Raw genomic sequence first — 25,762 nt, forward strand, 5'->3', positions numbered from 1 at the left:
GAGATGACTTATCGCGACGCGCTGAAGCAGGCCCTGCGCGACGCCATGACCGAGGATGACACCGTCATGGTGATCGGTGAGGAGGTCGGCCGTTATGGTGGGGCCTACGGCGTCACCAAGGGGCTCTACGAGGAATTCGGCCCGGATCGCCTGATTGACACGCCGATATCCGAACCGGCGATCATCGGTGCCGCCGTCGGTGCCGCCATGTCCGGCCTGCGCCCGGTGGCGGAACTGATGTATGTCGATTTCATCGGCATGACGATGGACCAGCTCGGCAATCAGGCGGCCAAGATCCGCTACATGTTCGGCGGCCAGATCGGTGTGCCGATGGTCCTGCGCACGCAGGGCGGCACGGGCCGTTCCGCCGGCGCCCAGCATTCCCAGTCACTCGAAGCCTATGTCATGCATACGCCCGGCCTGCGGCTGGTGATGCCTGCCACTGTGGCAGATGCCTATCACCTGTTGCGGCAGTCGCTGAAACAGCCCGACCCGGTCGTCTTCATCGAGCACAAGGCGCTCTACACGTTGAAGGAGGATGTCGATCTGTCGGCTCCCGCTCCGCAATGGGGCAGGGCTGCCGTCCGCCGGACCGGCGACGATCTCGTCATCGTCACCTATTCCCGCCAGGTCCATCATGCCATGGCCGCCGCCGCCGAGCTGTCGCGGAACGGGGTTGAGGCGACAGTCATCGACCTGCGCACGCTCAATCCACTGGATTTCGACACGGTGCGCGAACATGTCGAGCGGATCGGGCGTGCGATGGTCGTGTCCGAAGGCGTGATGACAGCAGGTGTTGGAGCCGAACTGTCGGCGCGCATCCATGAGGAATGCTTCGACTTTCTGGTCGAACCGGTGATCCGTGTCTGTGGCGAGGACATTCCGATTTCGGTTTCGGTCGAACTGGAGAAGAACTCGGTCCCCGTCGTGCCATTCATCGTCGAGGTCGCCGGGCGCATCGTCGCCGAAAGACGTGCCGCATGAGCATTGTCACGCTCAGGATGCCGCGTCTCGGCGAGACGATGGAGGAAGGGACCGTCGCCGGCTGGCTCCTTGCCGAGGGCGAGCGTTTCGAACGCGGAGTGCCGCTGATCGAGTTCGAAACCGACAAGACGGCCGTGGAATATCCGGCACTTGGTGCTGGCAGACTGGTGAAGCTGCTGGTCGCGAAGGGCGATCTGGTGAAACTGGGCGATCCGATCGCCGAGATCGACCTTCTGGGCGGCGAGAACTGGGTCGATGCGGATCAGGACGAGGCGGGCGGGGAAGAGGTCGCTGCCACCGGTAATGAAACCGACCGGGTCATTGTCGACCTGCCCATGCCGCGCCTTGGCGAGACGATGGAGGAAGGCAGGATCGTCGGCTGGATGGTCGAGATCGGCGCATCCTATGAGCGCGGTGCCCCGATCCTGGAGGTCGAGACCGACAAGACCGTGGCCGAATTTCCGGCACTGGTGTCGGGGCGGCTGGTCGAGACGCTGGTGGCGCCCGGCGATCTGGTCAAGGTGAACTCGCCCATTGCCCGGGTCGAGATCGCCCGGACCGACGCCGTTCCGCCCGAGCGAACCGATGCGGTCGCTGCCGGGAAATTGCGGGCCGCGGAAGCTTTGCCTGATGCGCCGGTTTTCGCGACCCGGATGCAGCCCGGTGCGCGTGTCAGGGCGACGCCGGTGGCACGCCGGGCGGCGCGCAAGGCGGGGATCGACATCGAGACGCTTCGCGGCAGTGGCCGCCGTGGTCGGGTCGAGTTGGTCGATGTCACTCGTGTCGTCCGGGGCGGTGCGCTCGCTGCGTCGAGCTGGGGCCCTGCCGATGGTGCGTCCGTCTTGCTTGTTCACGGCTTTGCCGGAGATCGTGTAACCTTTGAGCAAGTGGGCAGGACCCTCGGCCGGGCGGGTCTGGCGGTGCGCGCGATCGATTTGCCCGCGCATGGTGAAACGCTTGCCGAGGCGCATGATTTCGATGGCATCGTTGCCGCGCTTGCCGCCGAACTGGACCCGGCGCGGCCCGTCCATCTGGTGGGGCATTCGCTTGGCGCGGCGGCTGCGGCGGTGGCGTCGCGCAAGGGCGGTGTGTCGTCACTGACCCTGATAGCACCAGCGGGGCTCGGCCTGTCAATCGACGCGGAATTCGTCGACGGCATGGCGCGGGCGGAAAGCGTTGGCGTCATCGGCCATCTGCTCAGGCGTCTGTCGGACCGCGCAGCGGGTTTTTCGACTGAAGCCATTGCGGAAATCTACGAGCAGCTTGCCCGGGGACGCTTGCGTGCTCTCGCAGCCGATATCTGCAGGGGAGGCCGGCAGACGGTGAATGTGCGCAGCGAGCTGGCAAGGCTTGCCGGGACGATGCCGGTTCGGATCATCGTCGGACAACAGGACCGGATCATCGACTGGCGCGAGGCGCTGGACGTCTCGCCCGCCATTGCCTTGCATGTGTTCCCCCGCGCTGGCCATATGCCGCAATGGGACGCACCGGCCGAGGTCGCGGCGATCATCAGGAAGGAAGGGGTTCATGTCTGACGAACAGGTTGCGGAACGGCTGAAGGCGGCGAAGAAGCGCACGGGCGGTCTGGCGCGGGCCACACCCGAACTGATGAAGGGCTTTGCCGCCGTTGCGGCAGCGGCGACCCGGGCGGGGCATTTTTCGGCTGCGGATCGCGAATTGCTTGCCGTCGCCATCTCGGTCGCCATACGTTGTGAGGATTGCATCCTTTACCATGTCGATGCCGCCCGGCGCCACGGCGCCGATGAGAGCGTCCTGGTCGAGGCGCTCGAGGTGGCTGTGGAAATGGGTGGCGGTCCGGCGGTCATGTATGCCGCCCGCGCGCTGGAAACCTATCGCGCGCTCTGAACGAAGCCGCCGATCACGGGAGGAAGACATCATGACCTATTTCCTGACCGCGGATGGCGGCACCGAGAGCCTTCGCGCAAGGGTCTACGATCTGGACGGTACCTGTCTCGGGACTTCCGCCGTGCCCTACAGGACCGATTTCAGGCCCGGTCGGGTCGAGCAGGATCCGGAGGACTGGTGGGCCAATCTGGTCAAGGCGTCGCGCGGGGCGATCGAGAAGGCGGCCATCGACCCCGCCGCGATCGAGGCCATCTGCTATGCCACGACCTGCTGCACGGTGGTCGCGCTCGACCGGCAGGGGCGGGCGCTGCGACCTGCGATCATGTGGATGGATGTGCGCGCCCACAACGAGGCGGAGGCGGTGCTGGCGACCGGCGATCCCGCGCTGGAGCTCAACGGCGCCGGACATGGGCCGGTATCGGCGGAATGGATGATCCCCAAATCGCTGTGGCTGAAGCGAAACGAGCCGGAGATTTTCGCCAGTGCGTACCGGATCTGCGAATATCAGGATTTCATCACCCATCGCCTGACCGGCGAATGGGCGGCCAGTCTGGATAATGCTGGGCTGCGCTGGCACTATCGCGCGCGTCAGGGTGGCTGGGCATCCGGTCTTCTGAGTGCGCTCGATCTGGCGGAGCTCGAAGGCAAATGGCCCGCACGCGTCGTGCCGCCCGGCGAGGTGATCGGGACGCTGACGCAGGCGGCAGCCGCCGAACTGGGTTTGCCGGCATCGGTCAAGGTCGTGCAGGGTGGTGCCGATGCGCTGATCGGAATGATCGGGCTTGGCGTCTGCCGGCCGGGTCAACTGGCGATGATCACCGGTTCCTCGCATCTGCAGTTCGGTGTAACCGAAGGGCCGGTCCATGCGCCGGGAGTGTGGGGTAGCTATGCAGACATCGTCTATCCGGGCCGCTGGATCGTCGAGGGCGGGCAGACATCGACCGGGTCGATCATCAACTGGCTGTCGCGCCTGACCGGCGGGCCGCTGGATTTCGATGATCTGAACCGCCGGGCCGCGGCCCTGCCACCGGGGGCTGAGGGGTTGCTGGTGCAAGACCATTTCCAGGGCAATCGCACCCCGCATACCGACCCCCTGTCTCGCGGTGCGCTCGTCGGGCTGACGCTCGGGCACGAGTTGCACCATATCTTCCGTGCGGTGATGGAGGGGATTGGCTTCGGCACCCGCGCGATCCTCGATGCGTTCCGGGCGGCTGGGTATGCCGGGGAGGAGATGACCGTGGGTGGCGGCGCGACCGCGTCGGACCTGTGGTTGCAGATCCATGCCGACACGGCCGGCATCCCGGTTCGCGTGCCGGCCTCTGCCGATGCGCCGTCGACGGGATCGGCGGTGCTGGCGGGCGTCGGTGCGGGGCATTTCGACACCATCGACGAGGGCATCGCGCAAATGGTCCATCCGGGCCGCGTCATTGAACCGATCGCCGCGAACATGGCCCAGTATGACGCGATCTACGGGCGTTACGCGGCGCTCTATCCGGCATTGAAGGAAATCCTTGGATGACCCTCGCGGAACGGTTTTCGCTGAAGGGCAGGAGCGCGCTTGTCACCGGTGGGGCGAAGGGGATCGGTGCCGCGATCTGCGAAACGCTGGCCGAAGCGGGTGCCCGGGTCCGGATCGCCGATCTGGATGCGGAGGCGGGCGAGATGCTCGCCAATCGGATCGGCGGCGAATTCGCCCGTCTGGATGTGACGGATTTCGACGCCTGCGCGGCACTCGCGGTGCGGTTCACGCCCGATGTGCTGATCGCCAACGCCGGCATCGTCCACAACGCCGCCACGGTCGATCTCCATCCGGCTGACTGGCAGCGGGTCATCGACGTGAATCTGTCGGGCGTCTTCAACACGCTGCGTGCCTTCGGGCCCGGCATGGTCGAACGTGGTGCGGGAGCCTGTGTCTGCACTTCTTCCATGTGCGGCGAGGTTCCGGTCTGGCCGCAACCGCAGGCCGCTTACAACGCCGCCAAGGCCGGTGTGAACCTGCTGGTCAAGTCGACCGCGCTCGAATGGGCGCGCTCGGGTGTGCGCGTGAACGCTGTCGCCCCGGGATATACGGCGACCGAGTTGACGCTTGCCGGCCGCGCGAAGCGCGAATGGTTCGATGTCTGGATGGAGCGTACACCGATGGGCCGTCTGGGCGAGCCGCGCGAGATCGCGGATGCCGTGCTGTTCCTGGCCTCTGATGCGGCCAGCTTCGTCACCGGCACCGTGTTGACCGTCGATGGTGGTTATACAGCAGCATGAGGGGAGAATCGGGATGACTGAAATGAGAACGGCGCTGGTGACTGGCGCCAGTCGGGGGATTGGCGCGGCGATTGCGTTGGGCCTCGCCCGGCGCGGTTATGACGTGGCACTGAACGATATCGAACGCCAGAAGGATGAACTGGAAAAGGTTGCCGCCGAGATCCGCAAGATGGATCGCCGGGCCGAGATCTGCCTTGCCGATGTCAGCGACAAGGCCCAGGTCGAGGCGATGGTCGCAAGCGCACTCGCCGCCTTCGGCCAGATCGATGCTGTCGTCAACAATGCCGGTATCCTGATCGCCGGCGAGGTCGACGGACTGCCGGAGGGCACCTGGGACGCGGTCATGGATGTGAACGCCAAGGGCTCGTTCATGGTGATACAGGCGCTGCTGCCGTCGATGAAGGCGCGCGGCTACGGACGGATCGTCAACATCGCCTCGATCGGCGGCAAGCATGGTGCCCCGGAACAGGCTCACTATTCGGCTTCCAAGGCGGCGGTGATGGGCTTTTCCCGCGTCCTCGCACAGGAGGTCGGGCCGCTCGGGATCACGGTGAACTGCGTCTGTCCGGGCATCATCCTGACCGATATGGGGCGAGTCAATCTCGACGATCCGGCCGTGCGTGGCGCCTGGCAGGCCAAGACCGCCATGGCCCGGATCGGCGATCCCGAGGATGTCGTGGGCCCGGTCGCCTTCTTCGCATCCGACGATGCGGCCTTCGTGACCGGCCAGACCCTGAACGTCGACGGCGGCATCGTCTTTTCCTGACTTCCTCCAGAACAGGAATGCGTTTTGGAGAGCACCAAAAAGCATGGGGTTCCCGGTAGCGAGTGGCCGCGTTCCGCCGCAGGCTTTGGCTATGTTGGAGCACACATCATCTGAATCCGAGTGCGGATCGATCCTGCAGTTGAAGGTCCGGCTGCTTGGTCTCAGTCCGATGGTCTGGCGGTGAGTATTGGTATCGACCCCAGTTCGGAATCGGGACACAGCTTCCGGGCAACACGAAAAGTGGTGATCATGCGTGCTGCCGGTTAGCGTTTCCCGATTAGGTGAAATCGGAAAACTGGCTCTATCTGTTTGTTTCGACGTAAGCGGCCGCCGGTTGGCGCCTACTGGGTTTGGTGTCTGAAATCCAAGATACGTCGCGATAGGTGTGTCTTGGAGCAAGAGCATTGGGTCGAGTGGAGATATTGACGGTTCCGGAGCGTTGTCGGAGGCGGACGGCTCGGGAGAAGTTTGCGATCGTTCGGGCATCGCTGGAGTCGGGTGCGGTGATAGCGGATGTTGCGCGGCGGTTCGGGGTGACGCGCCAGCAGGTGTATCAATGGCGATCGGATTTCCGGTCCGGGATTTTGCCGGCACCAGCCGAAGGCGCGGCGGTTTTTGCGCAGGTGGCATTGAGTGGCGGCGAGATAACTGATGCTGTCAGCACGGGCGCGGTTTCAGAGACGGTGGAAGTTCGCCTGCATGGCGGTCGTGTGCTGGTCATCCCCTTGACGATCGAGCGCCGGCGGCTGCAGGTCCTGATCCGGGCGGTGGAGGTGTCATGATCGGGCCGGGCACGGGTGTGCGGGTCTATCTGGCCTGCGGGGTCACCGACATGCGCAAGGGGATCCAGGGCCTGGCGGCTGCGGCGCAACAGGTCATTCAGCAGGATCCGTGCTCAGGCGCGGTGTTCGGCTTTCGTGGACGTCGAGGTGACCGGATCAAGCTGCTTTATTGGGACACCCAGGGTTTCTGCCTCTATTACAAGGTGCTGGAACATGGCCGCTTTCCTTGGCCGTCGCCCGCCGACGGCGTGGTTCATCTCACCTCGGCGCAATTGGCCATGTTGTGGGAGGGGATCGACTGGCGCCGGCCAGTTTGGACAGCCCCGCCATCGCGATTTTGAGCACTCTTGCGGGCTCGGGACGTGCTGATCGAGACCTTGAGGATCAAGATCGCCAGGCTCAGACGGCAGCGCTTTGGCAAGAGCTCGGAAAAGCTGGCTGGCGAGATCGAGCAGCTGCAACTGGCACTCGAGGATTTGGAAATCGACACGGCGGCTCTTCTCGATGCCGGTGATCACGACGACGACAAGCCGGCCGAAACCAGGCCAGCAGGCCAGGGCAAGCGTGGTGGCCACCGGAAACTCGATCTGCCGGATGACGCTCCGTGTGAAGAGATCGTGCTCGATCCGGGCGAAACCTGCGAGCCCCTTGTGGGGTGCGGGGTCCCCACAGCCCCGCAGAGTGTGGTGGCCAGCTGCGGCTGGTCGGGCAGGATGTCTCGGAGATCCTCGACTTCATCGCTGCCAAGCTCAAGATCACCCGGACCACACGCCTGACCAGGTCCTGTCGGGACTGCGAGAGCATCGTCCAGCCGCCAGCACCCTCGCGGCCCATCCCCAAGGGGCTCGCCGGCCCCGGTCTGTTGGCCCACATTCTGGTCGCGAAGTTCGATGATCACCTCCCGTTGTATCGACAGGGCGAAATCTTTGCCCGACATGGCGTAACGGTGCCCCGATCAACGCTGATCGACTGGTGCGGCGGGGCAATCCGCACGCTGCGGTCACTGGCCGAACTCTTGAAAAGCCAGGTCATGGCGGTCAGCCGGCTGCATGCCGATGACACGACAATCCCGATGCTCGATCCGAAGAACGGCAAGAAGGCGACGAGCGAAGCCCGGATATGGGCTTATGTCCGTGACGACCGGCCTTTTGCCGGGGTCGATCCTCCAGCCGTCGCCTGCTTCTTCACCCCCGATCGCAAAGGCGATCATCCCCAACGGCATCTGGCGCAATTCGCAGGCATTCTGCAGGCAGATGCCTATAAGGGCTTCCTCAAACTGTACGCGCCTGATCCGATCACGGGCCAACGCAGGGTTCGAGAGGCGGCATGCTGGGCGCATTGGCGTCGTGACTTCCACGATGTCTGGAAACTCACGAAATCACCGATCGCCCAGGAAGCCCTAGAGCGGATCGGCAGCCTCTACATGATCGAACGCCAGATCAACGGCCACCCGCTCGGCGAGCGCCTTGCGGTCCGCCAGACCAAAAGCAAGCCGCTGGCCGCAGCCTTCAAGGCCTGGCTCGAGCAGCAACTGCCCAAAATCTCCGGCAAGTCCGATCTCGCACGTGCCATCCGCTACGGCCTTTCCCGCTGGCAATCCTTCACGCTCTTCCTCGAGGAACCCACCGTCGCCATCGACAACAACGCTGCCGAACGAGCCATCCGTCCGCTGACCATCGGAAGACGCAACTGGCTCTTCGCAGGCTCCCAGGCAGGCGGTGAAAATCTCGCCGACATCCTCTCGCTCATCGAAAGCGCCAAATTCGTCGGCCACAACCCCGAAGCCTACCTCGCTGATGTCCTCGCCCGCATCAACGACCACAAGATCAATCGCCTGAACGAACTCCTGCCCTGGAACTGGCAGCCACCAGCCAAAAGCGAGCGTCAAAACGCGTAAAACGCGCCAATCTCCGGCTGCTTACGCTCTATCTGTTTGTTTCGACGCATTTCCTGATCGTTCAGGCTATTCCGCCTGAACGGGAAAGGCTCAGTTCGCGTTAGCTGTTGATGGTCAACCGCAGCCATTCACGATGGTCCGGAACATCTGGCTTTTTGTCGAGAACATGGTGCCAGGCGAGATAGTTGGGCAGGTAGCGTGTGGCGACGCCGTTGAAGGCGGCGATCCAGCTCTTGAGGCGGCTGTTGACGGGCTCGTGATGAATGGCGTGACGATCGGCAACCAGGCGGAAGGCCGCGTGGCTGTCGGTGCAAAGGACGCCGTCGGCGGGCAGGCTGGCGCCGATGGCGACGTCGATGGCATCGGCACTGCGGTCGGCCAGAACTGCCGCGCGTGTCGATCCGGTGCGATCCCGGGTGACCAGCACAGGTACCTGCTCGTCGCTCAAGCCGCGCTTGCGGGCCGGTGTGGCGCGTCTTTTGGGCGGTCGCGGCGGCGGGTCAGCCTGCTTTCGCCAGCACCGCGACCCCTTGAACGAACGCCGGAAGAAGGTCTCGTCGGCTTCGACGATACCCGAAAGCGCCTCGGCATCGGCCACGCCCGCCCGAAGAAAGCGATGCCGCCAGCGAAAGCTCGTCGCCACCGCCACCCGGCAGATCTTCGCTGCCTTGCGAACAGTGTCACTTCAGGAAAGACAGGCGGTGAAGCTCAACCATTGCGCCTTCCTGCGCAGGCGCGCCAGCGGTGTGCCGGTCAGCGCGTTGAACGTCCGGCCGCAGGTCGCACACCGAAAACGCCGCAACCCGTGACTCCTGCCCCACGGCCGCGAACCTTCCGCCCGGCAATGCGGGCAGGCTGGCTCCGGGCCAAGGCGAGCTTCCAGAAGCCCGATCACCACCGCCTCGTCCCCGCTACCGGCAAGCGCCGCTTCGAGCCGCTGTTTCTGCTCAACGTCAAGGCGAGCAACCATCGAAAGAAGGAGTTCGAATTCCTCGCTGCGCATCAGTCGGTCCTCCCAAATCTATAGAGAACATAACACGAACAACAGCTAACGGGAACTGAGCCAATCAAAAATGCAGGAAAATTACCCGAAGGAGATCAATAGGCTCCAGCCTTCGCGGGTACCACCAGCACAGTCTTGAACAGAATGAGAATATCATACCAAAGTGTCCAATTGCGGACATACCAGGTATCGAGACTCACCCGGCGCTCGTAATCGAGATCGCTGCGACCGCTGATCTGCCACAAACCTGTAAGGCCCGGGCGGACCTCAAGATAATAGACCTTGGCGTCGCCATATCGCTCCAGCTCGTCAGGAACAACGGGCCGCGGCCCAACCAGACTCATGTCGCCGCGCAGCACATTGAAAAGCTGCGGCAACTCGTCGAGGCTGCTCTTGCGAAGGAAATGTCCGAACGCCGTGATCCGGGGGTCCTTCTTGAGCTTGTAGGTTTCCTGCCACTCTCGCCTGGCCTCCTCGTCCTCGGCCAGCAGCTTTGCGAGAACCTCGGCCGAATTCGGCACCATCGAACGGAACTTCAGGCACTGGAACAGGTGTCCGCCACGCCCGACACGGGTATGGGCGAAGAAGATGGGACCACCCGACCACCCGACGGCGATGCCCAGAATCACCATGACCGGAGCCAGGAAAACGATCAGCGCGCTGGCGGCGACGATGTCGAAGAGCCGCTTGAGCATCTGTGACCATGGCCGGGCAAGATTGTTCGAAATGCGCAGCGACAGGATGTCATAGGAAAAGAAGTGCGAGGTCCGGGCATTGTTGATCGGAAGTCCCCGGACCGGCGAGATGATGTCGATATCGCCATGATAGAGCGACAGCTTTTCGAGCAGGCTCTCATGTTGCGGGATCTGGTCGAGCTCAAGGGCAACCACGATGTGCGACTTGCCGAAGGTCGATGGCGAGGACATTGCGGAGGGATCCAGGGGGCGCACGGGAATCAACCTGCCGCCGATGCGCGCTTGCGACCACTCGGAATCCGGTGCCGCATCCGGCTCGATGAGGGCGACGACATCGAAGCCCAGATGGGCATTGTCCGCGTAGGCCTCAGCGGTCTCGCGGGCGAGGGCGCCGGCACCGATGATCACCGTCGGCTGCTTCCAGCGGGTCATGGTCAGGCGTTTTACCAGCAGGCGGCTCAACGGCAGTATCGCGGCCACGAACATCCATCCGGTCATCACCCAGAGCCGCGAAAAGTTGATTTTCGCCAGATAGAGAAGAGCGGCATCAAGCAACAATGCGACGAGGGCCATGGCCGCAATGTCGCCCACTTCCTGCCAGAATTGCCGGCGACGGCTGTAATGTCCCAGTTGCTGGAAGGTCACGATGCATCCGCCCATCAGCAAGGCAAGGATTGCACCGCGAGCATCGGTGAAATTGTCAAAGGAAAAGTTGACGAGTCCGCCCGCGGAAATGCATAGCATCATCGTCAGCACGTCGGAAATCGGAAGAAACAATGAAGGGAGGGCCGTCCGACCCGGACGTCTGGACTGGGCCGCCTTGATCTGTCCTGCCAGCATGGAGGCGTTGTTCCCTTTGAATGCTGTTGACACGGCCAAATGGCCTCCTTCACCAACCATTGAAATAATCGCCTGTCAGCTGTGATTTAGAGCACAGTCACTCCTGACCAGCTGCTCCAGGCCAGGTTGCGATTTGACGCCGGTCAAGCCGGGCAAAGTTGCGGTACTCGGTAAACTCACTCACCCCGATCAGCAATGCCTGTCTTGGGTAGATATACCAACGGGTACGGTTACGATGCAGGCAGGTCACACCCCGGTGCTTGAGAGCAGGGCTGCGAGGACAATATCATCAACCGTCGCGCCTCTGCTCAAATCACATATAGGTCGGGCAAACCCTTGCAGGAAAGGGCCAATTGCCTGCATCTGGCCCAATTCCTGGAGTAACTTGTAGGCGATATTTCCCGATGCCAGGTCGGGAAATATCAGGACGTTCGCTCTTCCCGCGACGGCGCTCGGCTTGCGGATCTTGCGTTCGGCAATGCCCGGCGACAGTGCCGCGTCGGCCTGCAATTCGCCATCCACGGACAGTTCCGGCATCCGTTCACGAATGATGGCCAGGGCCTTGGTGACCCGGTCGACCTCACCATGGGCAGCGCTGCCATGCGTTGAAAACGAAAGTAGTGCGACACGCGCCGGCTCCCCGAGAAGGCGCTCGGCGGTGGCGGCGGAAGCGATGGCGATATCGGCCAGTTGTTCGCTGTCAGGTGCAATGTTCACCGCGCAATCCGAGAAGATGAACCGCTGACCCTCGCGCCTTGAACCTTCCGGTGCGAGCATGAGAAAGAAGCTTGAGGGTGTGGCGATGTCTCCGGTGAGACCCACGCTCATCATGCCGGCTTCGATGACCCGTCGGGTCGGATGGGTGGCACCGGCCAGCAGCATGTCGCCATCGCCGGCCTCAAGCATCGCCGCGGCGAGGAACAGCGGCCTCGAAAGCAGACGCCGGGCCTGACCTGTCGTCATGCGCTCCCGGCGGGCAGCGATACGTCCGGCGTAGAAGTCGAGCCTGTCGGGCGCGGCGGAACCGGAGTATACGGGCACGGGCCTGCCCAGGCCGAGATCGGCAAGCTGCCTCGCGGCTTCCTCAATGCGCCGGTCGTCCATTTCCGGGAGAAGGATCCTCCTGGGCGCGGACCGGGCCCGATCGAACAGTTCGTCTCGAAACGACACGGGCTGCCTGCTCCCCTTGTTGTGCGACTGGTGCAGGGTCTAGGCTAACAGCAAGTTGATGAACAGGGGAGCAGGGAAGCGTGAGCGAAGACGAAACCGTTCGGATTCACCGGGGTCTCAAGGGTGTCCATTTCGAACGCTCGGCAACGAGCTTCATCGATGGCCGGGCTGGAGTCCTTCTGTATCGCGGCTACTCGATCCACGATCTTGCCACCCGGGCAACGTTCGAGGAGGTGGCACACCTCATTCTCAAGGGTGAATTGCCGAACCGGGCCGAACTGGCCGAGTTCGAAGGGCAGCTCGTGCAAGCGCGGACCCTGCCCGGTCCGGTTCTCGATATCATCCGGACAATGGCGGCAGCCCATCCCATGGATGTGCTTCGCACGGCCGTTTCGGCCCTTGCAGCTTTCGATCCCGATGTTGCCGACAACGATGCGCAGGCGACCCTGCGCAAGGGCATCCGTCTCACGTCGCAGGTTCCGGCGATCGTTTGTGCGCACGAGCATATCCGCAACGGCCGCGAACCGGTTCCGGCCGATCCGGCATTGTCTCATGCAGGCAACTTTCTGTGGATGCTCAAGGGTGAGAAGCCTTCGGTTGCCGCAACCGGGCTCATGGACAAGGACCTGATTTTGCATGCGGAACATGGTTCGAACGCATCGTCTTTCGCGGCCAGGGTGGTCGTGGGTACGCAGGCGAACCTGCACGCTGCGATGACGGCAGCCGTGGCGGCACTATCGGGCCCCGCTCATGGCGGCGCTGCCGAGGACGTCATGCGCATGGCTCGGGAAATCGGCGACCCGGCGAGGGCGGCTGGATACGTGAAGGCCAGGCGGAAGGCACGCGAGGCGGTCACCGGCTTCGGTCATCGAGTCTACAGGATCGAGGATCCGCGCGCGCGGCACATGCGCGAAGGTGTCGAGAAGCTGTCCAAGGAAATGGGCGAACCACGCTGGCATCAGATACTCGAGGCCGTGGTCGAAGCCATGAAGCCCTACGCCAGGCATGGCGTGGCGGTCAATGTCGATTTCTATTCGGGTGTCATCTATTACCTGCACCAGATTCCGCAGGATCTTTTCGTGCCGATCTTCGCGATCGGCCGGGTGCCGGGCTGGACAGCCCAATGTTTGGAACAATATGCCAGCAACATCCTCATCCGTCCGCTGACGCTGTATGACGGTCCCGAACCGAGGGCATTCGTGCCGATCGAAGATCGCTAACGGGTGGAGCCAAATCGTACCCGGATGTTGTGTGCATGGAAAAGTACGGTTTCTTAACCGTCTTTCTTAATCCGCTATTAACCGACAGCGTTCAAGGTTGGTGTCGATTCGACGAACGAGGGAGGTGCGCAGGCCTTTCAGACCGGGTCATGCCACTGCCTTCCCACCATTGCCACCCGAGCCGACCGGGACTGTCATGCCTATCAGCACCGAAAAGTCGGGCGATCGCCACCGAGGTGACCTGCTCATCGTCAAGCCGACTTCCCTGAAATATTCTCGGGACGTGAAATGTTTGACGTCCTTGCGTTTTTTCGCGGCAGCATGGGTGGTTCTGCTGCATTTTTCGCATGAACTGCCGATGGCGGTCACCGATCTGACCCAGTTTTTCGAAAATGGCAGGCTTGGCGTCGATTTCTTCTTCGTGCTTTCGGGATTTATCCTGTCGCACGTCTACCTGACCTCGCTCGAAGAGGACAGATTCAGCTTCCGGCGGTTCATTCAAAAACGTCTCGCCCGGCTCTATCCGCTGCACCTTGTCTGCATATTGCTCGTTGCCGGCTATATCGTTGCCGGCGCGCTGGTCGGTGTCTCGGTGAGCAACCCTGAGGTCTATTCACTCGACAGGCTGGGGTACAATCTTCTGCTCATGCATGCCTGGGGCGTGGTCGACGGGATGAGCTGGAACTATGTCTCCTGGTCGATCAGTGCCGAGTGGTTCGCGTATCTTCTGTTTCTGCCGATGAGCATGCTGTTTGTCCGCTGGCAGGTCCGCTCATCCCTCAAGCTGCTTGGTGCCATGGCGTTCCTGGTGTTCATGGTCGTCGCTTCGCCATCCGTCTTCGGTCGGGATCTCACCCAGCTGACTCACGATTTCGGCAACATGCGCATCCTTCCGGAGTTTATCCTCGGCATTGCCCTGTACCATTTCAGCAACGATCACGACGTGGACGCTGTTCTCGGTCCATGGTTGCTGGCCTTGGCCGTGATCGCCCTGGCGGCCATCGCCCATTACGATCTCAATGGGTTCTGGGCAGTCGTCCTGCTTGCGTTCATCATCTTTGCCTCGTCCTCGCTCGAACGGCAGGGCAAGCTCGGTTTTCTCGGCAATCGCGTGCTCGTCTATCTGGGGGAGACTTCCTATTCGCTCTACATGCTGCACGCCATCGTCTTCATCGTCTATTTCAAGTCTCTTGATGTCGTGTTCGGCGATCAGCTGCGGTCGGTGATATGGTACCTTGCACCACTGGTGATCCCGCTTTCCTTTGCGGCAGCCTCGGTCGGATATCACGTCGTCGAGGTCCCGTGCCGTCGCTGGATTACCGAAAGGATCGACCTCGACTCCGTGTTTCGCTGGCCCCGCTCACACACCGTTCCCGATTAGAGCGCATCCTGATCACGGTTCGAGCCGACAGATATTCCAGACTGTGCCGGTACAACTGCTCCGCTTGCGCACATGGTCCGGCACCTGACGGGACATGCGTCTCTGTGTGTCCATGAGCCAGACTTGATCTCAGCCCCATGGCGTGCTCGCGGGTATCATTTGATGTGACGGATCGGAAGGGTGAATGGATTGGCGGTCGTCTGCCTTCAGGCGAAAAGCCGCGTGAATTTCCGTTCGCCGGTCGTGGTGAAGGTTACAATGCGCGAGGCCCGATCCCGGCTTGCCCAGCCCAGTTCCTCAAACCGCGAGAGCAGCGCACGGCCGAGGCTGCCGGCAAGGTGAGGCCGGCGTTCGCTCCAGTCGAGGCATTCCCGGCAGAGTGGTGTGCGCCTGGCCCGGAGTTCGCCAAGATCGACGCCCAGAGCCGTGACGAATTCAGCACCACTGGTGGTGAGTAGCGGCGGCGCCTCGTCTGCGAGCATGAGGTGACCGTGCTCCACGAGGCATGCGAAAAGCCAGGTGCCGCGATCGCCGGCGAGATGATTGTAGCAGACCCGCGCCCGGCGCAGGGCAGCATCTTTCGGACCGACCCGGCTGCGCAGGTGTCCGGCTCCGGCGGCCAGCCCCATCAATCCTTCCAGGACCCGCGCAACATCGGCATTGGCCAGCGCGAAGTATTTATGCCGTCCCTGCCGGCGCAAGCACAGCAGGCCGCCCTGATCGAGCTTGGCCAGATGCGAACTGGCGGTCTGCGCGGTCACGCCAGCCTGCCGTGCGAGTTCGGTCGCGGTCAGGGCCTTGCCACTCATCAGCGCCGTCAACATGTTGGCGCGCGCGGGATCTCCGATCAGGGCGGCGATCCGGACGATATCCGGTCCTTCTTTCATGGTTCGATCATAATCGAAGCATGTGGTACTAGCAATCTGTTATGACCCGTGTGCAAATTCGGAAAGGAGCCATGCCATGCTGACCTGTGTCATTCGCTATCATGTCGATCCGGCGAAAGGAGCGCAGTTTGCGCAATATGCGCGGAACTGGGGCCAGGCCATCCCGCGTTGCGGTGCCGATCTCATTGGCTATTTCGCGCCATACGAGGGTTCGAGCACGCTTGCCTACGGCATCTACAATATTTCGAGTCTTGCGGCTTATGAGACCTATCGTGCCCGGCTTGCCGCCGATCCGCTCGGCCGGGAGAACTACGACTTCGCACAAACTGAAAAGTTTCTGCTGCGCGAGGATCGTACATTCTTGAAACTGGTTTCAGCACCGCATGGAGCTGCCGCATGATCGCCGTTATCTTCGAGGTCGAGCCCGCACCGGGGTGCCGGCAGGATTACCTGGACATGGCCGCCGCCATGCGTCCGCTGGTCGAGAGTATCGACGGGTTCATATCGGTCGAGCGCTTCCAGAGCACGACCAATCCGAACATGCTGTTGTCATTGTCCTTTTTCGAGGATGAAGCCGCCGTTGAGCGTTGGCGCAACCTGCCGCAACATCGCGCGGCACAGAACAAGGGACGGACGGGAATTTTCACCGGCTACCGGTTGCGCATCGCCCATGTCCTGCGTGATTATGGCATGACCGATCGCGGGGAGGCGCCACCAGACAGTCGCGAGGCGCATGGGCAGCCGGATCCATGACCCGGCTGTTCGAACAGGGCAGGCCGTCCATCGCCGTTGCCTGACAGGGCATGGACGTGCAAGGCAGGAGCCGGGTTTCGAGGGGGTGGCGATTGTCCGGTCGTTTTTCGAGATTTTCCTGGCTTGTTGGTATTCTCCTGATTGTGATTTTGGTCGGATTGGCCGTGTGGGGTGTGCAGTTTCTGGCTGACCGGCGTCTGGCGGAAGCGCTTGAACATGCCCGGACGAGCCTTCCGGCCCAGGTCCGGCTTACCTACGGCGCGCATTCGGTTGATCTTGGCGAACAAACCTTTGAGGTAAATGATGCCAGATTGAGCGAAAACGATCGCGTACTGACGGTCGCCTCGATCGAGGGGCAAGGCGTCGATATCAGCCTCGGGCTGGAACTCCGCTCGATCGGGACGGTCACCATGCGGGGAGGGACGCTTGTCGACGATTCCGGACGGAAGATCACGTTTGACCTGATGAGCCTGCACGATGTCGATCCCGCTCGTCTGGAAGCGTTGTTGAAGGCATCGCCGCATGTCTCGCTGGAGCTCTTGCAGGCCATCAACGGCGCGGTGCGTGTTCAGGGGCTGCATGCGATCATGCCGGGATTTATGCTGGACGTTCCGCAGGCGACGCTGGTTCGCGAAGCCGCCCCCCGGAATCGCGAAAGGTTCACCATTATTGCGGATGATATCGATATCTCGCCGGAAGAGCTGCCGGTCATCGGGTATGGTATTCTGCCGGAGCTCAGGAACGTGCACCTTGAAGCTGCCTTGACCCGCTCGGCGACCGAACCCCTTTCGGTTTTGAAAATGACAGCAAGTGCGGCGGGTTTCGGCCAGATCGATCTTTCGTTACAGATCGCAGGAGTGTCCGGCACGAGCAGTGCCGGAACGATACCGGCCGTGGGAGTGTCGCGCGTGACATATCGTGACGGGGGATTCGTCGACCAACGAATGACGGCCATCGCCAACGAGCTCGGTATCTCGCGTGTCGACCTCGCCCGGCGTATCGGCGACCTGATTGCCAAACGCATACGGGCCAGAGGCGACCTCCTGCAGGACGCTGTTCGGCAGACTGTCGCATTCCTGACCAAACCCGGCACGATTGCCGTGGAAATCGGTCCGGACCAGCCTGTTGCCCCATTGGTGGCAATCAGCCTTGGCCTGTTCGCTCCGGAAAACCTTGCGCAGATGCTACGGCTGAAGGTCATGGCCGAGCAATAGGGGAAGGCACCAGGCCCCGTTCAGGCGATGATGTCGGGATGGCGCTGCCGTTCGAGGATACCGATCCGGTCCTTCAGCGCCAGCTTCTGTTTTTTCAGCCGCTGCAACTCGACAAGGTCGGGCATGCCGTCTTCGACCAGTTGCCTGATACGGTTGTCCAGAGCCCGGTGAGCGGCGCGAAGACTGGACAGGCGCGTGTCGATCTCTTTAATCTTCTGCTCTTTGCTCATCTAGGTTCTTGACCCATCTTGCAAACCGGTGCGGATTGGAATCCGTTTTCGCGTGGCTGATGTCCCCAAGCCAAGTTGGGTTCCAGATCATAACGGGAACGGTCTAGCACATCACCTGTCATTTTTCAGCTTCATCCACGTGGCTGTAACGTTACGTTCGTGGATGGGAAAGGACGGAATGCAGCGCAACACACCTTCATACAAGCGGATCGGCATCATGACCAGCGGTGGCGATTGCGCCGGACTGAACGCGGTGATCCGCGCCGTCGTCCTGCGCGCGGCCGGGCTCGGCTGGTCGGTCATGGGCATCGACGAGGCGACACACGGCTTGCTCAAGCGCCCGGTGGCGGCCAGCGAACTGACCCCCGACAGCGTGAAGGGAATCCTGCACCAGGGCGGGACGATCCTGCGAACGACCAATCGCGGCAATCCCTTCGCCTATCCCGATGGCCATGGTGGCGCGGTCGACCGGTCGCAGGAAATCATCGACGGTTACCGCCTGCTGGGCCTGGATGCACTGATCGGCGTCGGTGGCGACGGCAGTCTCGCCATCCTGCGGCGGCTCGCACAGCAAGGCGGTATCAATCTGGTCGGCATTCCCAAGACCATCGACAACGATCTCGGCCACACCGAGCGCGCCGTCGGCTTCAGTACGGCGGTGGTGGTGGCTACGGAAGCCATCGACCGGCTTCACGTCACTGCTGCCAGTCACAATCGGGTGATGGTGCTGGAGGTGATGGGCCGTGATGCCGGCCACATCGCGTTGACGTCGGGCGTGGCCGGCGGTGCCGATGTCATTCTCATCCCCGAGATTCCCTACAGGATGGATGCGATCTGCGACAAGATTCTCGGTCGGCGCGACGTGGGACGCAACTTCAGCCTCGTCGTCGTGGCCGAGTCGGTCAAATCGGACGAAGGCGAAGTCCAGCTTTATCAGGATGCGCATGGTCAGTCTCGCTATGGCGGCATCGGTCGAATGATCGCGGAAGAAATCGCCGCGCGGACGGGTGCGGAAACGCGCGTGACGGTGCTGGGGCACGTCCAGCGCGGCGGATCGCCGGTACCTCTGGATCGAATCCTGGGTTCGGCCTTCGGCGTGGCCGCGGTCGACCTGATCGAGCAGGGGCGGTTCGATCGCATGGTCGCCTGGCAGAACCGTGCCGTTGTGGATGTGTCGATTGCCGAAGCCTGCGCACAATATCAGGCCGTTGATCCTCATGATACTCTGGTCCATACCGCCCGCGGGCTCGGGATCTGTCTGGGCGACTGAGCGAGGCGTGCCCGGCATCCGTACGCGCTTCCGCTTCGTCAGGGAATGATAGGAACATGAGCAAACTCGTCGCCGACATCGGCGGAACCAATGCCCGTTTCGCGCTGGTCGACGGGACCGGGGAACTGAGCGACATCCGCAATCTGCCGACATCCGGTTATCCGGGGCCCGCCGCTGCCGTGCGTGCCTATCTCGGAGTGCGCGAGGTGGATACGCTGGTCATGGCCGTAGCGACACCGGTCGCCGGTGACCGCATTCGTTTTACGAATTGCAACTGGGAATTCCTGGTTCCGGGGTTGCAGGCCGAGCTGGGGCTCGAACGCCTGTCCGTGATCAACGACTTTGTCGCTCAAGCGCTTGCCGTACCCCAATTATCCTCGAAATATCTCGATCCGGTCCGTGACGGAACGGTCGAGCCGGGCTGGCCTATGGCTGTCATGGGGCCGGGAACGGGACTAGGCGTGGCGGCGTTGGTTCCTGTGGGCGGCGGATGGCGGCCGTTGGCGAGCGAAGGGGGGCACGCTTCCTTCGCGCCGCAGAATGCCCGTGAGGATGCGATCCTGCGTGAACTGCGCAGGCAATGGCCGCATGTCTCATGCGAACGCGTGGTCTCGGGCCCCGGCCTGCTGCATGTCGCCCGGAGTCTTGCCGCTATCGACGGCAAGGAATTGCAGGCCCTGTCACCGGAGTCGGTAACCCAGTTTGCCCGCGAACGAAGCTGTGAAATCTGCATGGAGACGGTCGAGGTCTTCTCGGGCCTGATCGGCTCGATGGCGGGCGATCTGGCGCTGACCTTCGGTGCAAGGGGTGGGGTCTATCTGTGCGGAGGCGTTACCGCCCGCCTGGGCGAACTGCTGGACCATGACCGGCTGACGACTGCATTCCTCGAAAAGGGCCGACTGCGCTCCTTCCTCGAACCGGTTCCGGTTGCCATTGTCACCCATCCCAATCCGGGATTGCTGGGCACTGCACACTATCATCCGGACCTCTGAAGGTCGCTGACGGACGATATCTGCCCGATTTCGTCAACTCACGCGCTGACGTTTGCCGTAGAGTTGTTCGGCACGGGTCTCGAACGCCGAGACCATGCGGCGGACGGCTTCTTCGAAGAGCAGGCCGATGAGGCCCTGCAGGACGCGGGAACGGAACTCGAAATCGACGAAAAAGTCCACATGGCAGCCACCTTCCCCGGCAGGCTCGAATCGCCAGTGGTTGTTGAGGTAGCGGAACGGGCCGTCGATATATTCGACATCGATGCCCGACTTTGGAACCAGCTTGACCTTGGAGGTGAACCGTTCGCGGAAGACCTTGAAGGCAATGATGAGATCGGCGAAGAAGACAGTCTCACCTTCGCGTCTTGTGATACGGCATGCCTTGCACCAGGGCAGGAACTCCGGATAGTGATCGACGGCCGCAACGAGGTCGTAGAGCTGCTCGGGGGAGTACGGCAGGTGCCGTCTTTCTGCGTAGGTCGGCATCGATACGGCTCAGGCCCGGCGGCCAAGCTTAGCGTTTCGGGCCTCGCGCAGCCGGGCGAAGTCGTTTCCGGCGAGGTAGGATGAGCGCGTCAGCGGCGTCGCGGATACCATCAGGAAGCCCTTGGCCCGGGCCGAACGTTCATAGGCTCTGAACTCGTCCGGATGGACGAAGTTCTCGACCTTGTGATGTCGGGCGGTCGGTTGCAGATACTGGCCGATGGTGATGAAGTCGATGTCGGCGGAACGCATGTCGTCCATCACCTGCAGGACCTCGCGCTTTTCCTCGCCGAGCCCGACCATGATGCCGGACTTGGTGAACATCGACGGATCGAGTTCCTTGACCTGTTGTAACAGTCGCAAGGAGTGGAAATAGCGCGCACCGGGACGAACCGTACGATACAACCGCGGCACGGTTTCGAGGTTGTGATTGTAGACATCGGGCCGGGCTTCGACGATCCTCTCCACCGATCCCGGCTTGCGCAGGAAATCGGGTGTGAGAATTTCGATGGTGGTCGAAGGAGATGCCTTGCGGATTTCCTCGATGCAGCGGACAAACTGGAAGGCACCGCCATCCGGCAGGTCATCGCGATCGACCGAGGTGATCACCACGTGCTCAAGGCCCATGGTTACCACCACTTCCGCCAGATGTTCCGGCTCGGCCGGATCGACCGCGCGCGGAGCACCTGTCTTGATGTTGCAGAAGGCACAGGCGCGCGTACAGGTGTCGCCGAGGATCATGACGGTGGCATGCTTCTGCTGCCAGCATTCGCCGATATTCGGGCAGGCCGCTTCCTCGCAGACCGTCACGAGATTCTTCGCGCGCAACAACTGGCGCGTTTCGTGGTAGCCGCTCGACGTCGGTGCTTTCACGCGGATCCACGCGGGCTTGCGCTGTATCCTGTGTGGCTGGGTAATCGTGATCGTGGACATGGACCTAGAAGTGAATGGCTCTGCCGAAGGCGTCAAGTGCGGCTTCGTGCATCATTTCCGACAAGGTGGGATGCGGGAACACGGTAGCCATGAGATCGAGCTCCGTTCCTTCCAGCTGACGGGCAATTCCGTAGCCCTGAATGAGCTCGGTGACTTCCGCTCCGATCATGTGCGCACCGAGAAGCTCGCCGGTGGCCTCGTCGAAGACGGTCTTGACGAGACCTTCCGGTTCGCCCAGCGCTATCGCCTTGCCGTTGCCGATGAAGGGAAAGCGTCCGACCTTGATCTTGTGCCCGTCGGCTTTGGCTGCCTCCTCGGTAAGACCGACGGATGCAACCTGCGGCGTACAATAGGTACAACCCGGGATCTTCGTCACATCGAGCGGATGTGCCGTGTGCAGGCCCGCGATCTTCTCGACACAGAGAACGCCTTCATGACTGGCCTTGTGCGCGAGCCAGGGCGGGCCGGCAAGATCGCCGATGGCATAGACCCCTTCGGCTGCCGTCCGACACCATGGGTCAATCACGACATGGGTACGGTCAACCTTGATGCCTGCTTCTTCCAGCCCCAGATCCTCGACATTGCCGACGATACCGGTGGCCATGATGACCCGTTCGAAGGTCGTGGCCGTATTCCTGCCACCCGCCTCGATGGTGGCCTCCACGCTGTCCTTCCCACGCTTGAGCGCCTTGACCTGCGCACCTGTTACGATCTTCATGCCCCGTTTTTCGAAGGCCTTGCGAGCGAATGCGGAAATCTCCGCATCTTCCACCGGCAATACGCGGCCCATCACCTCGACTACGGTGACGTCCGATCCGAGGGACTTGAAGAAGCTGGCGAACTCGATGCCGATGGCCCCGGAGCCTACGACCAGCAAGGTTTTTGGAACGACATCGGCAACCAGCGCGTCCCTGTAGCTCCAGACGAGCCTGCCATCGCTTTCCAGTCCGGGAAGTTGCCGGGCGCGGGCGCCGGTGGCGAGAATGATGTGCGGACTGCGCACCGTCTCCTTGCCATCCTTTGTCTCGACGGAGACGGTATCCTTGCCGGCGAGCCGGGCCGTGCCCATGATCACGGTGACCTTGTTCTTCCTGAGAAGATGGGCCACGCCCTTGGACAGTTGACCGGCGATGCCCCGGCTGCGCCTGACGACGGCTGCCAGATCGTAGCTTACGCCGTCGACCTTGAGACCGTAGGACTGGGCATGATGGATATGATCGAGAATTTCAGCCGAACGCAACAGAGCCTTGGTCGGGATACAACCCCAGTTGAGACAGATGCCGCCCAGATGCTCTCGCTCGATGAGGGCCGTCTTCATGCCGAGCTGGGCGGCACGAATGGCCGCGACATAACCACCCGGACCGCCGCCGACAACCACGAGGTCGAATTGTTTCTCCTTCATGAGACGTCCTCGTTCCGGGTTAGAGCAGGAGGGCCAGAGGATCCTCGATCAGACCCTTGAAGCTTTGCAGCCATTCTGCCGCGAGCGCACCGTCCACCACCCGGTGATCGACGCTCAGTGTCACACTCATGACCGTGGCGATGGTCAACTGGCCGTCCCTGACCACCGGCCGTTGTTCACCGGCACCGACGGCGAGAATGCAGGCTTGTGGCGGATTGATGACGGCGGAGAAATTCCTGATACCGAACATGCCCAGATTGGAGATGGAAAAACCCCCGCCCTGGAATTCGTGCGGTTGCAGCCTGTTCTCCCTGGCGCGGCCGGCGAGTTCTTTCATTTCGTTGGAGATTGCCGCAACACTCTTCGTATCCGCATCGCGAATGATGGGCGTTATGAGACCGCCTTCGATAGCCACGGCTACCGAAACGTCGATATTCTCCAGCTGAAACAGCCGATCACCGCCCCATTGGGCATTGACCTGCGGATGCGCCCTCATCGCAAGGGCAACCGTCTTGATGACGAGATCGTTGACGGACAACTTGTAATTGGCACTGGCCCGCCCGTTGAGCTGCTTGCGCAGGTCGAGAAGGCCGTCGATCTCGCAATCTACCGTCAGGTAGAAATGTGGAACCTGTTGCTTGGATTCGGTGAGCCGCCGGGCAATCACCTTGCGCATCGCGTTGAGCGGCACCTCGCGATGGGTCCGTTCGGGGGGCGTTGACGGCAAGGCGGCGGGCACGGCTGCCGCCGGCATCGCCTGTCCCTGTCCCTGTTCCCGTCCGGCTGCTGGCGCCGTGGCCTTGCCAGCACCGCCGTCCCTGGCCGCCTTTTCGATATCGCTCTTGACGATCCGGCCATGCGGTCCGGTACCCCTGATGCCCGCGAGGTCGAGACCTGCCTGCTGGGCCATGCGCCGTGCAAGCGGACTCGCGAAGACACGGTCCTTGCCCGAAGCAACCGGTGCCGACGGGCTGCTCCTGCCGGCATGTGACGATTCCGCCGACACGGAGGGAGCGGCTTCGGCGGATGCCGGGGGGGGAGCGGACACCTCGACGGCCTTGTCCAACGCGGAAGCGTCTTCACCATCTTCGAGCAGCATGGCTATCGGCGTGTTGATCGCGACATTCTCGGTGCCGGCGGCGATGAGGATTTTTCCCAGAGTTCCCTCATCGACGGCTTCCACTTCCATGGTTGCCTTGTCGGTCTCGATCTCGGCGATGACATCGCCGGAGCGGATAACATCTCCCTCTTTCTTGAGCCAGTTCGCGAGAGTGCCTTCCGTCATGGTTGGTGACAGGGCCGGCATGAGAATGGGAGTGGGCATCGTCGGCTCCTGTCAGTCGCGATAGCAGACGGATTTCGCCGCTTCGACGACATCGCGGGTCTGCGGCAGCGCCAGCTTTTCGAGGTTGGCGGCGTAGGGCATGGGCACATCCTTGCCGGTCACACGTACCACCGGCGCATCGAGATGGTCGAAGGCTTCCTCCATCATCAAGGCGGCAATTTCCGAGCCGACACCGAACTGCGGCCAGCCTTCCTCAAGTGTCACGATCCGGTTGGTCTTCATGACCGAAGAGATCAGGGTCTCCCGGTCGAGCGGCCGGATGCTGCGCAGATCGATGACTTCCGCACTGATACCCTCTTCCGCAAGGGCGTCCGCAGCTTCGAGTGCGCGTTGCATCATCAGCGAGAACGAGACAATGGTGACATCATCGCCCTCGCGCAGAATTTTCGCCTTGCCGATCGGCAACACCCAGTCCCCGGTTTCGGGTACATCAAAACTCTGGCCGTACAAGACCTCGTTTTCGAGGAACACGACCGGATTGGGATCGCGGATGGCGGCCTTGAGCAGGCCCTTGGCGTCGGCGGCCGAATAGGGTGCCACCACCTTGAGCCCGGGACAGTGGGCATACCAGGAACTGTATTCCTGACTGTGCTGCGCACCCACGCGGGCAGCCGCCCCGTTGGGACCGCGAAACACAATCGGCGAACCGATTTCTCCACCTGCCATATAACGTGTCTTGGCAGCGGAATTGATGATGTGGTCAATCGCCTGCATGCCGAAGTTCCATGTCATGAACTCGACGATCGGCCTGAGCCCGGCCATGGCGGCGCCGACCCCCAGACCGGCAAATCCGTATTCGGTGATCGGCGTATCGACCACGCGCTTCGCCCCGAACTCGGCGAGCAGCCCCTGGCTCACCTTGTAGGCCCCCTGGTATTCGGCGACTTCCTCTCCCAGGAGAAATACGTCACTGTCGCGACGCATCTCCTCGGCCATCGCATCCCGCAGGGCTTCGCGCACGGTCATCCTGACCATGTTCGTTCCGGCCGGAAGTTCGGGATCGCTTGCAGCGGGAGACTGTCTCGGCTGGGGTTCGACGCGCGCTGGTGCAGGATTCGCGCTGGCCGCCGTATCGGCCTTGACCGGCGCGGCCGCAGGCGCGGCAGCCGCTCCATCGAGCGCGGACGCATCCTCGCCATCGGCGAGCAACCACGCGATGGGAGTATTGACGGCGACAGCTTCGGTCCCATCGGGGATCAGGATCCTGCCGAGAATGCCTTCGTCGACAGCCTCGACCTCCATGGTCGCCTTGTCGGTCTCTATCTCGGCGATCACGTCTCCGGACCGGATCTCGTCGCCTTCCTTCTTCAGCCAGCGCGCCAGATTACCCTCGGTCATGGTCGGGGAGAGGGCCGGCATAAGGATTTCGACGGGCATTGATGATGTCCTC

At 62.3% G+C, this 25,762-nt stretch carries 26 protein-coding genes and 1 pseudogene; 16 read left to right on the forward strand and 11 right to left on the reverse strand.

Translation table 11 applies throughout. The annotated features are described in order from the left end of the window. The first annotated feature begins 3 nt into the window (after positions 1-3). From H6851_06010 to H6851_06050, 9 genes and pseudogenes are all read left to right on the forward strand, one after another. Positions 4-984, forward strand: a complete 981-nt coding sequence (locus H6851_06010; protein ID MCB9943162.1) for an alpha-ketoacid dehydrogenase subunit beta — start codon at positions 4-6, stop codon at positions 982-984. Further along, positions 981-2,519 (forward strand): alpha/beta fold hydrolase, encoded by a 1,539-nt coding sequence (locus tag H6851_06015; GenBank protein ID MCB9943163.1) that lies wholly within the window; start codon positions 981-983, stop codon positions 2,517-2,519. Before H6851_06010 ends, H6851_06015 begins: the two co-directional genes overlap by 4 nt. Further along, entirely contained in the window at positions 2,512-2,850 is a 339-nt protein-coding gene (locus tag H6851_06020; GenBank protein MCB9943164.1) for a carboxymuconolactone decarboxylase family protein, read from the forward strand. The genes H6851_06015 and H6851_06020 overlap by 8 nt, the downstream gene beginning before the upstream one ends. Before the next feature lie 31 nt (positions 2,851-2,881). Continuing rightward, positions 2,882-4,369 (forward strand): carbohydrate kinase, encoded by a 1,488-nt coding sequence (locus H6851_06025; GenBank protein MCB9943165.1) that lies wholly within the window; start codon positions 2,882-2,884, stop codon positions 4,367-4,369. Next, positions 4,366-5,109, forward strand: coding sequence for an SDR family oxidoreductase (locus H6851_06030; GenBank protein MCB9943166.1), 744 nt, complete (start codon positions 4,366-4,368; stop codon positions 5,107-5,109). Before H6851_06025 ends, H6851_06030 begins: the two co-directional genes overlap by 4 nt. Before the next feature lie 13 nt (positions 5,110-5,122). Continuing rightward, complete coding sequence (locus H6851_06035; protein MCB9943167.1) at positions 5,123-5,875, forward strand: SDR family oxidoreductase; 753 nt, start codon at positions 5,123-5,125, stop codon at positions 5,873-5,875. Between the two features lie 404 nt (positions 5,876-6,279). Next, positions 6,280-6,657, forward strand: a complete 378-nt coding sequence (locus tag H6851_06040; protein ID MCB9943168.1) for a transposase — start codon at positions 6,280-6,282, stop codon at positions 6,655-6,657. Then, positions 6,654-6,998 (forward strand): IS66 family insertion sequence element accessory protein TnpB, encoded by a 345-nt coding sequence (tnpB, locus tag H6851_06045; GenBank protein ID MCB9943169.1) that lies wholly within the window; start codon positions 6,654-6,656, stop codon positions 6,996-6,998. Before H6851_06040 ends, tnpB begins: the two co-directional genes overlap by 4 nt. 6 nt (positions 6,999-7,004) lie before the next feature. Then, positions 7,005-8,554, forward strand: a pseudogene (locus tag H6851_06050) (IS66 family transposase). 100 nt (positions 8,555-8,654) lie between these two features. On the opposite strand, the gene H6851_06055 reads toward H6851_06050, so the two are convergent. The 4 genes from H6851_06055 to H6851_06070 form a co-directional block, all read right to left on the reverse strand. Beyond that, positions 8,655-9,203 (reverse strand): IS1595 family transposase, encoded by a 549-nt coding sequence (locus H6851_06055; protein MCB9943170.1) that lies wholly within the window; start codon positions 9,201-9,203, stop codon positions 8,655-8,657. A 36-nt stretch (positions 9,204-9,239) separates the two neighbouring features. Next, positions 9,240-9,557 (reverse strand): IS1 family transposase, encoded by a 318-nt coding sequence (locus tag H6851_06060; protein MCB9943171.1) that lies wholly within the window; start codon positions 9,555-9,557, stop codon positions 9,240-9,242. 95 nt (positions 9,558-9,652) lie between these two features. Beyond that, positions 9,653-11,125: an undecaprenyl-phosphate galactose phosphotransferase WbaP gene (wbaP, locus tag H6851_06065; protein MCB9943172.1), complete on the reverse strand. Its 1,473-nt coding sequence runs from the start codon at positions 11,123-11,125 to the stop codon at positions 9,653-9,655. 213 nt (positions 11,126-11,338) lie between these two features. Further along, positions 11,339-12,262 (reverse strand): phosphate acetyltransferase, encoded by a 924-nt coding sequence (locus tag H6851_06070; GenBank protein ID MCB9943173.1) that lies wholly within the window; start codon positions 12,260-12,262, stop codon positions 11,339-11,341. Positions 12,263-12,342: 80 nt separating this feature from the next. Here H6851_06070 and H6851_06075 point away from each other — a divergent pair, with 80 nt between their 5' ends. Continuing rightward, positions 12,343-13,482, forward strand: coding sequence for a citrate (Si)-synthase (locus H6851_06075; protein ID MCB9943174.1), 1,140 nt, complete (start codon positions 12,343-12,345; stop codon positions 13,480-13,482). Between the two features lie 292 nt (positions 13,483-13,774). Then, the gene (locus H6851_06080; protein ID MCB9943175.1) at positions 13,775-14,863 is read left to right on the forward strand and encodes an acyltransferase; all 1,089 of its coding nucleotides are present in this window, start codon (positions 13,775-13,777) and stop codon (positions 14,861-14,863) included. A 206-nt stretch (positions 14,864-15,069) separates the two neighbouring features. Here H6851_06080 and H6851_06085 read toward each other — a convergent pair whose 3' ends face one another. Further along, complete coding sequence (locus H6851_06085) at positions 15,070-15,750, reverse strand: winged helix-turn-helix transcriptional regulator (GenBank protein MCB9943176.1); 681 nt, start codon at positions 15,748-15,750, stop codon at positions 15,070-15,072. A 76-nt stretch (positions 15,751-15,826) separates the two neighbouring features. On the opposite strand from H6851_06085, the gene H6851_06090 reads away from it, so the two are divergent. The 3 genes from H6851_06090 to H6851_06100 all read left to right on the forward strand — a co-directional run bounded on the left by H6851_06090 (position 15,827) and on the right by H6851_06100 (position 17,717). Further along, a complete protein-coding gene (locus H6851_06090; GenBank protein ID MCB9943177.1) occupies positions 15,827-16,150 on the forward strand; it encodes an NIPSNAP family protein in 324 nt (107 codons plus the stop codon). Further along, positions 16,147-16,503: an antibiotic biosynthesis monooxygenase gene (locus H6851_06095; GenBank protein ID MCB9943178.1), complete on the forward strand. Its 357-nt coding sequence runs from the start codon at positions 16,147-16,149 to the stop codon at positions 16,501-16,503. Before H6851_06090 ends, H6851_06095 begins: the two co-directional genes overlap by 4 nt. Before the next feature lie 311 nt (positions 16,504-16,814). Then, positions 16,815-17,717 (forward strand): hypothetical protein, encoded by a 903-nt coding sequence (locus H6851_06100; GenBank protein MCB9943179.1) that lies wholly within the window; start codon positions 16,815-16,817, stop codon positions 17,715-17,717. Positions 17,718-17,737: 20 nt separating this feature from the next. Here the strand turns inward: H6851_06100 and H6851_06105 are convergent, their stop codons facing one another. Further along, positions 17,738-17,947, reverse strand: a complete 210-nt coding sequence (locus tag H6851_06105) for a DUF465 domain-containing protein (protein MCB9943180.1) — start codon at positions 17,945-17,947, stop codon at positions 17,738-17,740. A gap of 178 nt (positions 17,948-18,125) precedes the next feature. Between H6851_06105 and H6851_06110 the strand changes: the two genes are divergently transcribed. Together H6851_06110 and glk are read left to right on the forward strand one after the other, a co-directional pair. Beyond that, positions 18,126-19,217 (forward strand): ATP-dependent 6-phosphofructokinase, encoded by a 1,092-nt coding sequence (locus H6851_06110; GenBank protein MCB9943181.1) that lies wholly within the window; start codon positions 18,126-18,128, stop codon positions 19,215-19,217. Positions 19,218-19,273: 56 nt separating this feature from the next. After that, positions 19,274-20,209: a glucokinase gene (gene glk / locus H6851_06115; GenBank protein ID MCB9943182.1), complete on the forward strand. Its 936-nt coding sequence runs from the start codon at positions 19,274-19,276 to the stop codon at positions 20,207-20,209. A 33-nt stretch (positions 20,210-20,242) separates the two neighbouring features. Here glk and H6851_06120 read toward each other — a convergent pair whose 3' ends face one another. The 5 genes from H6851_06120 to H6851_06140 are packed head-to-tail and all read right to left on the reverse strand — an operon-like array spanning position 20,243 to position 25,749. Then, complete coding sequence (locus tag H6851_06120) at positions 20,243-20,695, reverse strand: type II toxin-antitoxin system RatA family toxin (protein ID MCB9943183.1); 453 nt, start codon at positions 20,693-20,695, stop codon at positions 20,243-20,245. A gap of 9 nt (positions 20,696-20,704) precedes the next feature. Then, positions 20,705-21,625, reverse strand: coding sequence for a lipoyl synthase (gene lipA / locus H6851_06125; GenBank protein ID MCB9943184.1), 921 nt, complete (start codon positions 21,623-21,625; stop codon positions 20,705-20,707). A gap of 4 nt (positions 21,626-21,629) precedes the next feature. After that, on the reverse strand, positions 21,630-23,027 hold the full coding sequence (gene lpdA / locus H6851_06130; GenBank protein ID MCB9943185.1) for a dihydrolipoyl dehydrogenase: 1,398 nt from the start codon (positions 23,025-23,027) through the stop codon (positions 21,630-21,632). A gap of 19 nt (positions 23,028-23,046) precedes the next feature. Beyond that, entirely contained in the window at positions 23,047-24,351 is a 1,305-nt protein-coding gene (locus H6851_06135) for a pyruvate dehydrogenase complex dihydrolipoamide acetyltransferase (GenBank protein MCB9943186.1), read from the reverse strand. A gap of 12 nt (positions 24,352-24,363) precedes the next feature. Then, the gene (locus H6851_06140; protein MCB9943187.1) at positions 24,364-25,749 is read right to left on the reverse strand and encodes a pyruvate dehydrogenase complex E1 component subunit beta; all 1,386 of its coding nucleotides are present in this window, start codon (positions 25,747-25,749) and stop codon (positions 24,364-24,366) included. Positions 25,750-25,762: the final 13 nt, after the last annotated feature.

This window comes from Geminicoccaceae bacterium (genome assembly GCA_020638465.1).
Lineage (GTDB): Bacteria > Pseudomonadota > Alphaproteobacteria > Geminicoccales > Geminicoccaceae > JAGREO01.

Bases quoted from the DNA above. Each gene is read 5' to 3' on its own strand.
- H6851_06090 (MCB9943177.1), top strand. From the start codon at position 15,827: ATGCTGACCTGTGTCATTCGCTATCATGTCGATCCGGCGAAAGGAGCG.
- H6851_06085 (MCB9943176.1), bottom strand. From the start codon at position 15,750: ATGAAAGAAGGACCGGATATCGTCCGGATCGCCGCCCTGATCGGAGAT.
- lpdA (MCB9943185.1), bottom strand. From the start codon at position 23,027: ATGAAGGAGAAACAATTCGACCTCGTGGTTGTCGGCGGCGGTCCGGGT.
- H6851_06120 (MCB9943183.1), bottom strand. From the start codon at position 20,695: ATGCCGACCTACGCAGAAAGACGGCACCTGCCGTACTCCCCCGAGCAG.
- H6851_06110 (MCB9943181.1), top strand. From the start codon at position 18,126: ATGCAGCGCAACACACCTTCATACAAGCGGATCGGCATCATGACCAGC.
- H6851_06025 (MCB9943165.1), top strand. From the start codon at position 2,882: ATGACCTATTTCCTGACCGCGGATGGCGGCACCGAGAGCCTTCGCGCA.
- H6851_06105 (MCB9943180.1), bottom strand. From the start codon at position 17,947: ATGAGCAAAGAGCAGAAGATTAAAGAGATCGACACGCGCCTGTCCAGT.
- H6851_06020 (MCB9943164.1), top strand. From the start codon at position 2,512: ATGTCTGACGAACAGGTTGCGGAACGGCTGAAGGCGGCGAAGAAGCGC.
- H6851_06035 (MCB9943167.1), top strand. From the start codon at position 5,123: ATGACTGAAATGAGAACGGCGCTGGTGACTGGCGCCAGTCGGGGGATT.
- H6851_06015 (MCB9943163.1), top strand. From the start codon at position 981: ATGAGCATTGTCACGCTCAGGATGCCGCGTCTCGGCGAGACGATGGAG.
- tnpB (MCB9943169.1), top strand. From the start codon at position 6,654: ATGATCGGGCCGGGCACGGGTGTGCGGGTCTATCTGGCCTGCGGGGTC.
- H6851_06135 (MCB9943186.1), bottom strand. From the start codon at position 24,351: ATGCCCACTCCCATTCTCATGCCGGCCCTGTCACCAACCATGACGGAA.
- H6851_06140 (MCB9943187.1), bottom strand. From the start codon at position 25,749: ATGCCCGTCGAAATCCTTATGCCGGCCCTCTCCCCGACCATGACCGAG.
- glk (MCB9943182.1), top strand. From the start codon at position 19,274: ATGAGCAAACTCGTCGCCGACATCGGCGGAACCAATGCCCGTTTCGCG.
- H6851_06060 (MCB9943171.1), bottom strand. From the start codon at position 9,557: ATGCGCAGCGAGGAATTCGAACTCCTTCTTTCGATGGTTGCTCGCCTT.
- H6851_06010 (MCB9943162.1), top strand. From the start codon at position 4: ATGACTTATCGCGACGCGCTGAAGCAGGCCCTGCGCGACGCCATGACC.
- lipA (MCB9943184.1), bottom strand. From the start codon at position 21,625: ATGTCCACGATCACGATTACCCAGCCACACAGGATACAGCGCAAGCCC.
- H6851_06030 (MCB9943166.1), top strand. From the start codon at position 4,366: ATGACCCTCGCGGAACGGTTTTCGCTGAAGGGCAGGAGCGCGCTTGTC.
- H6851_06095 (MCB9943178.1), top strand. From the start codon at position 16,147: ATGATCGCCGTTATCTTCGAGGTCGAGCCCGCACCGGGGTGCCGGCAG.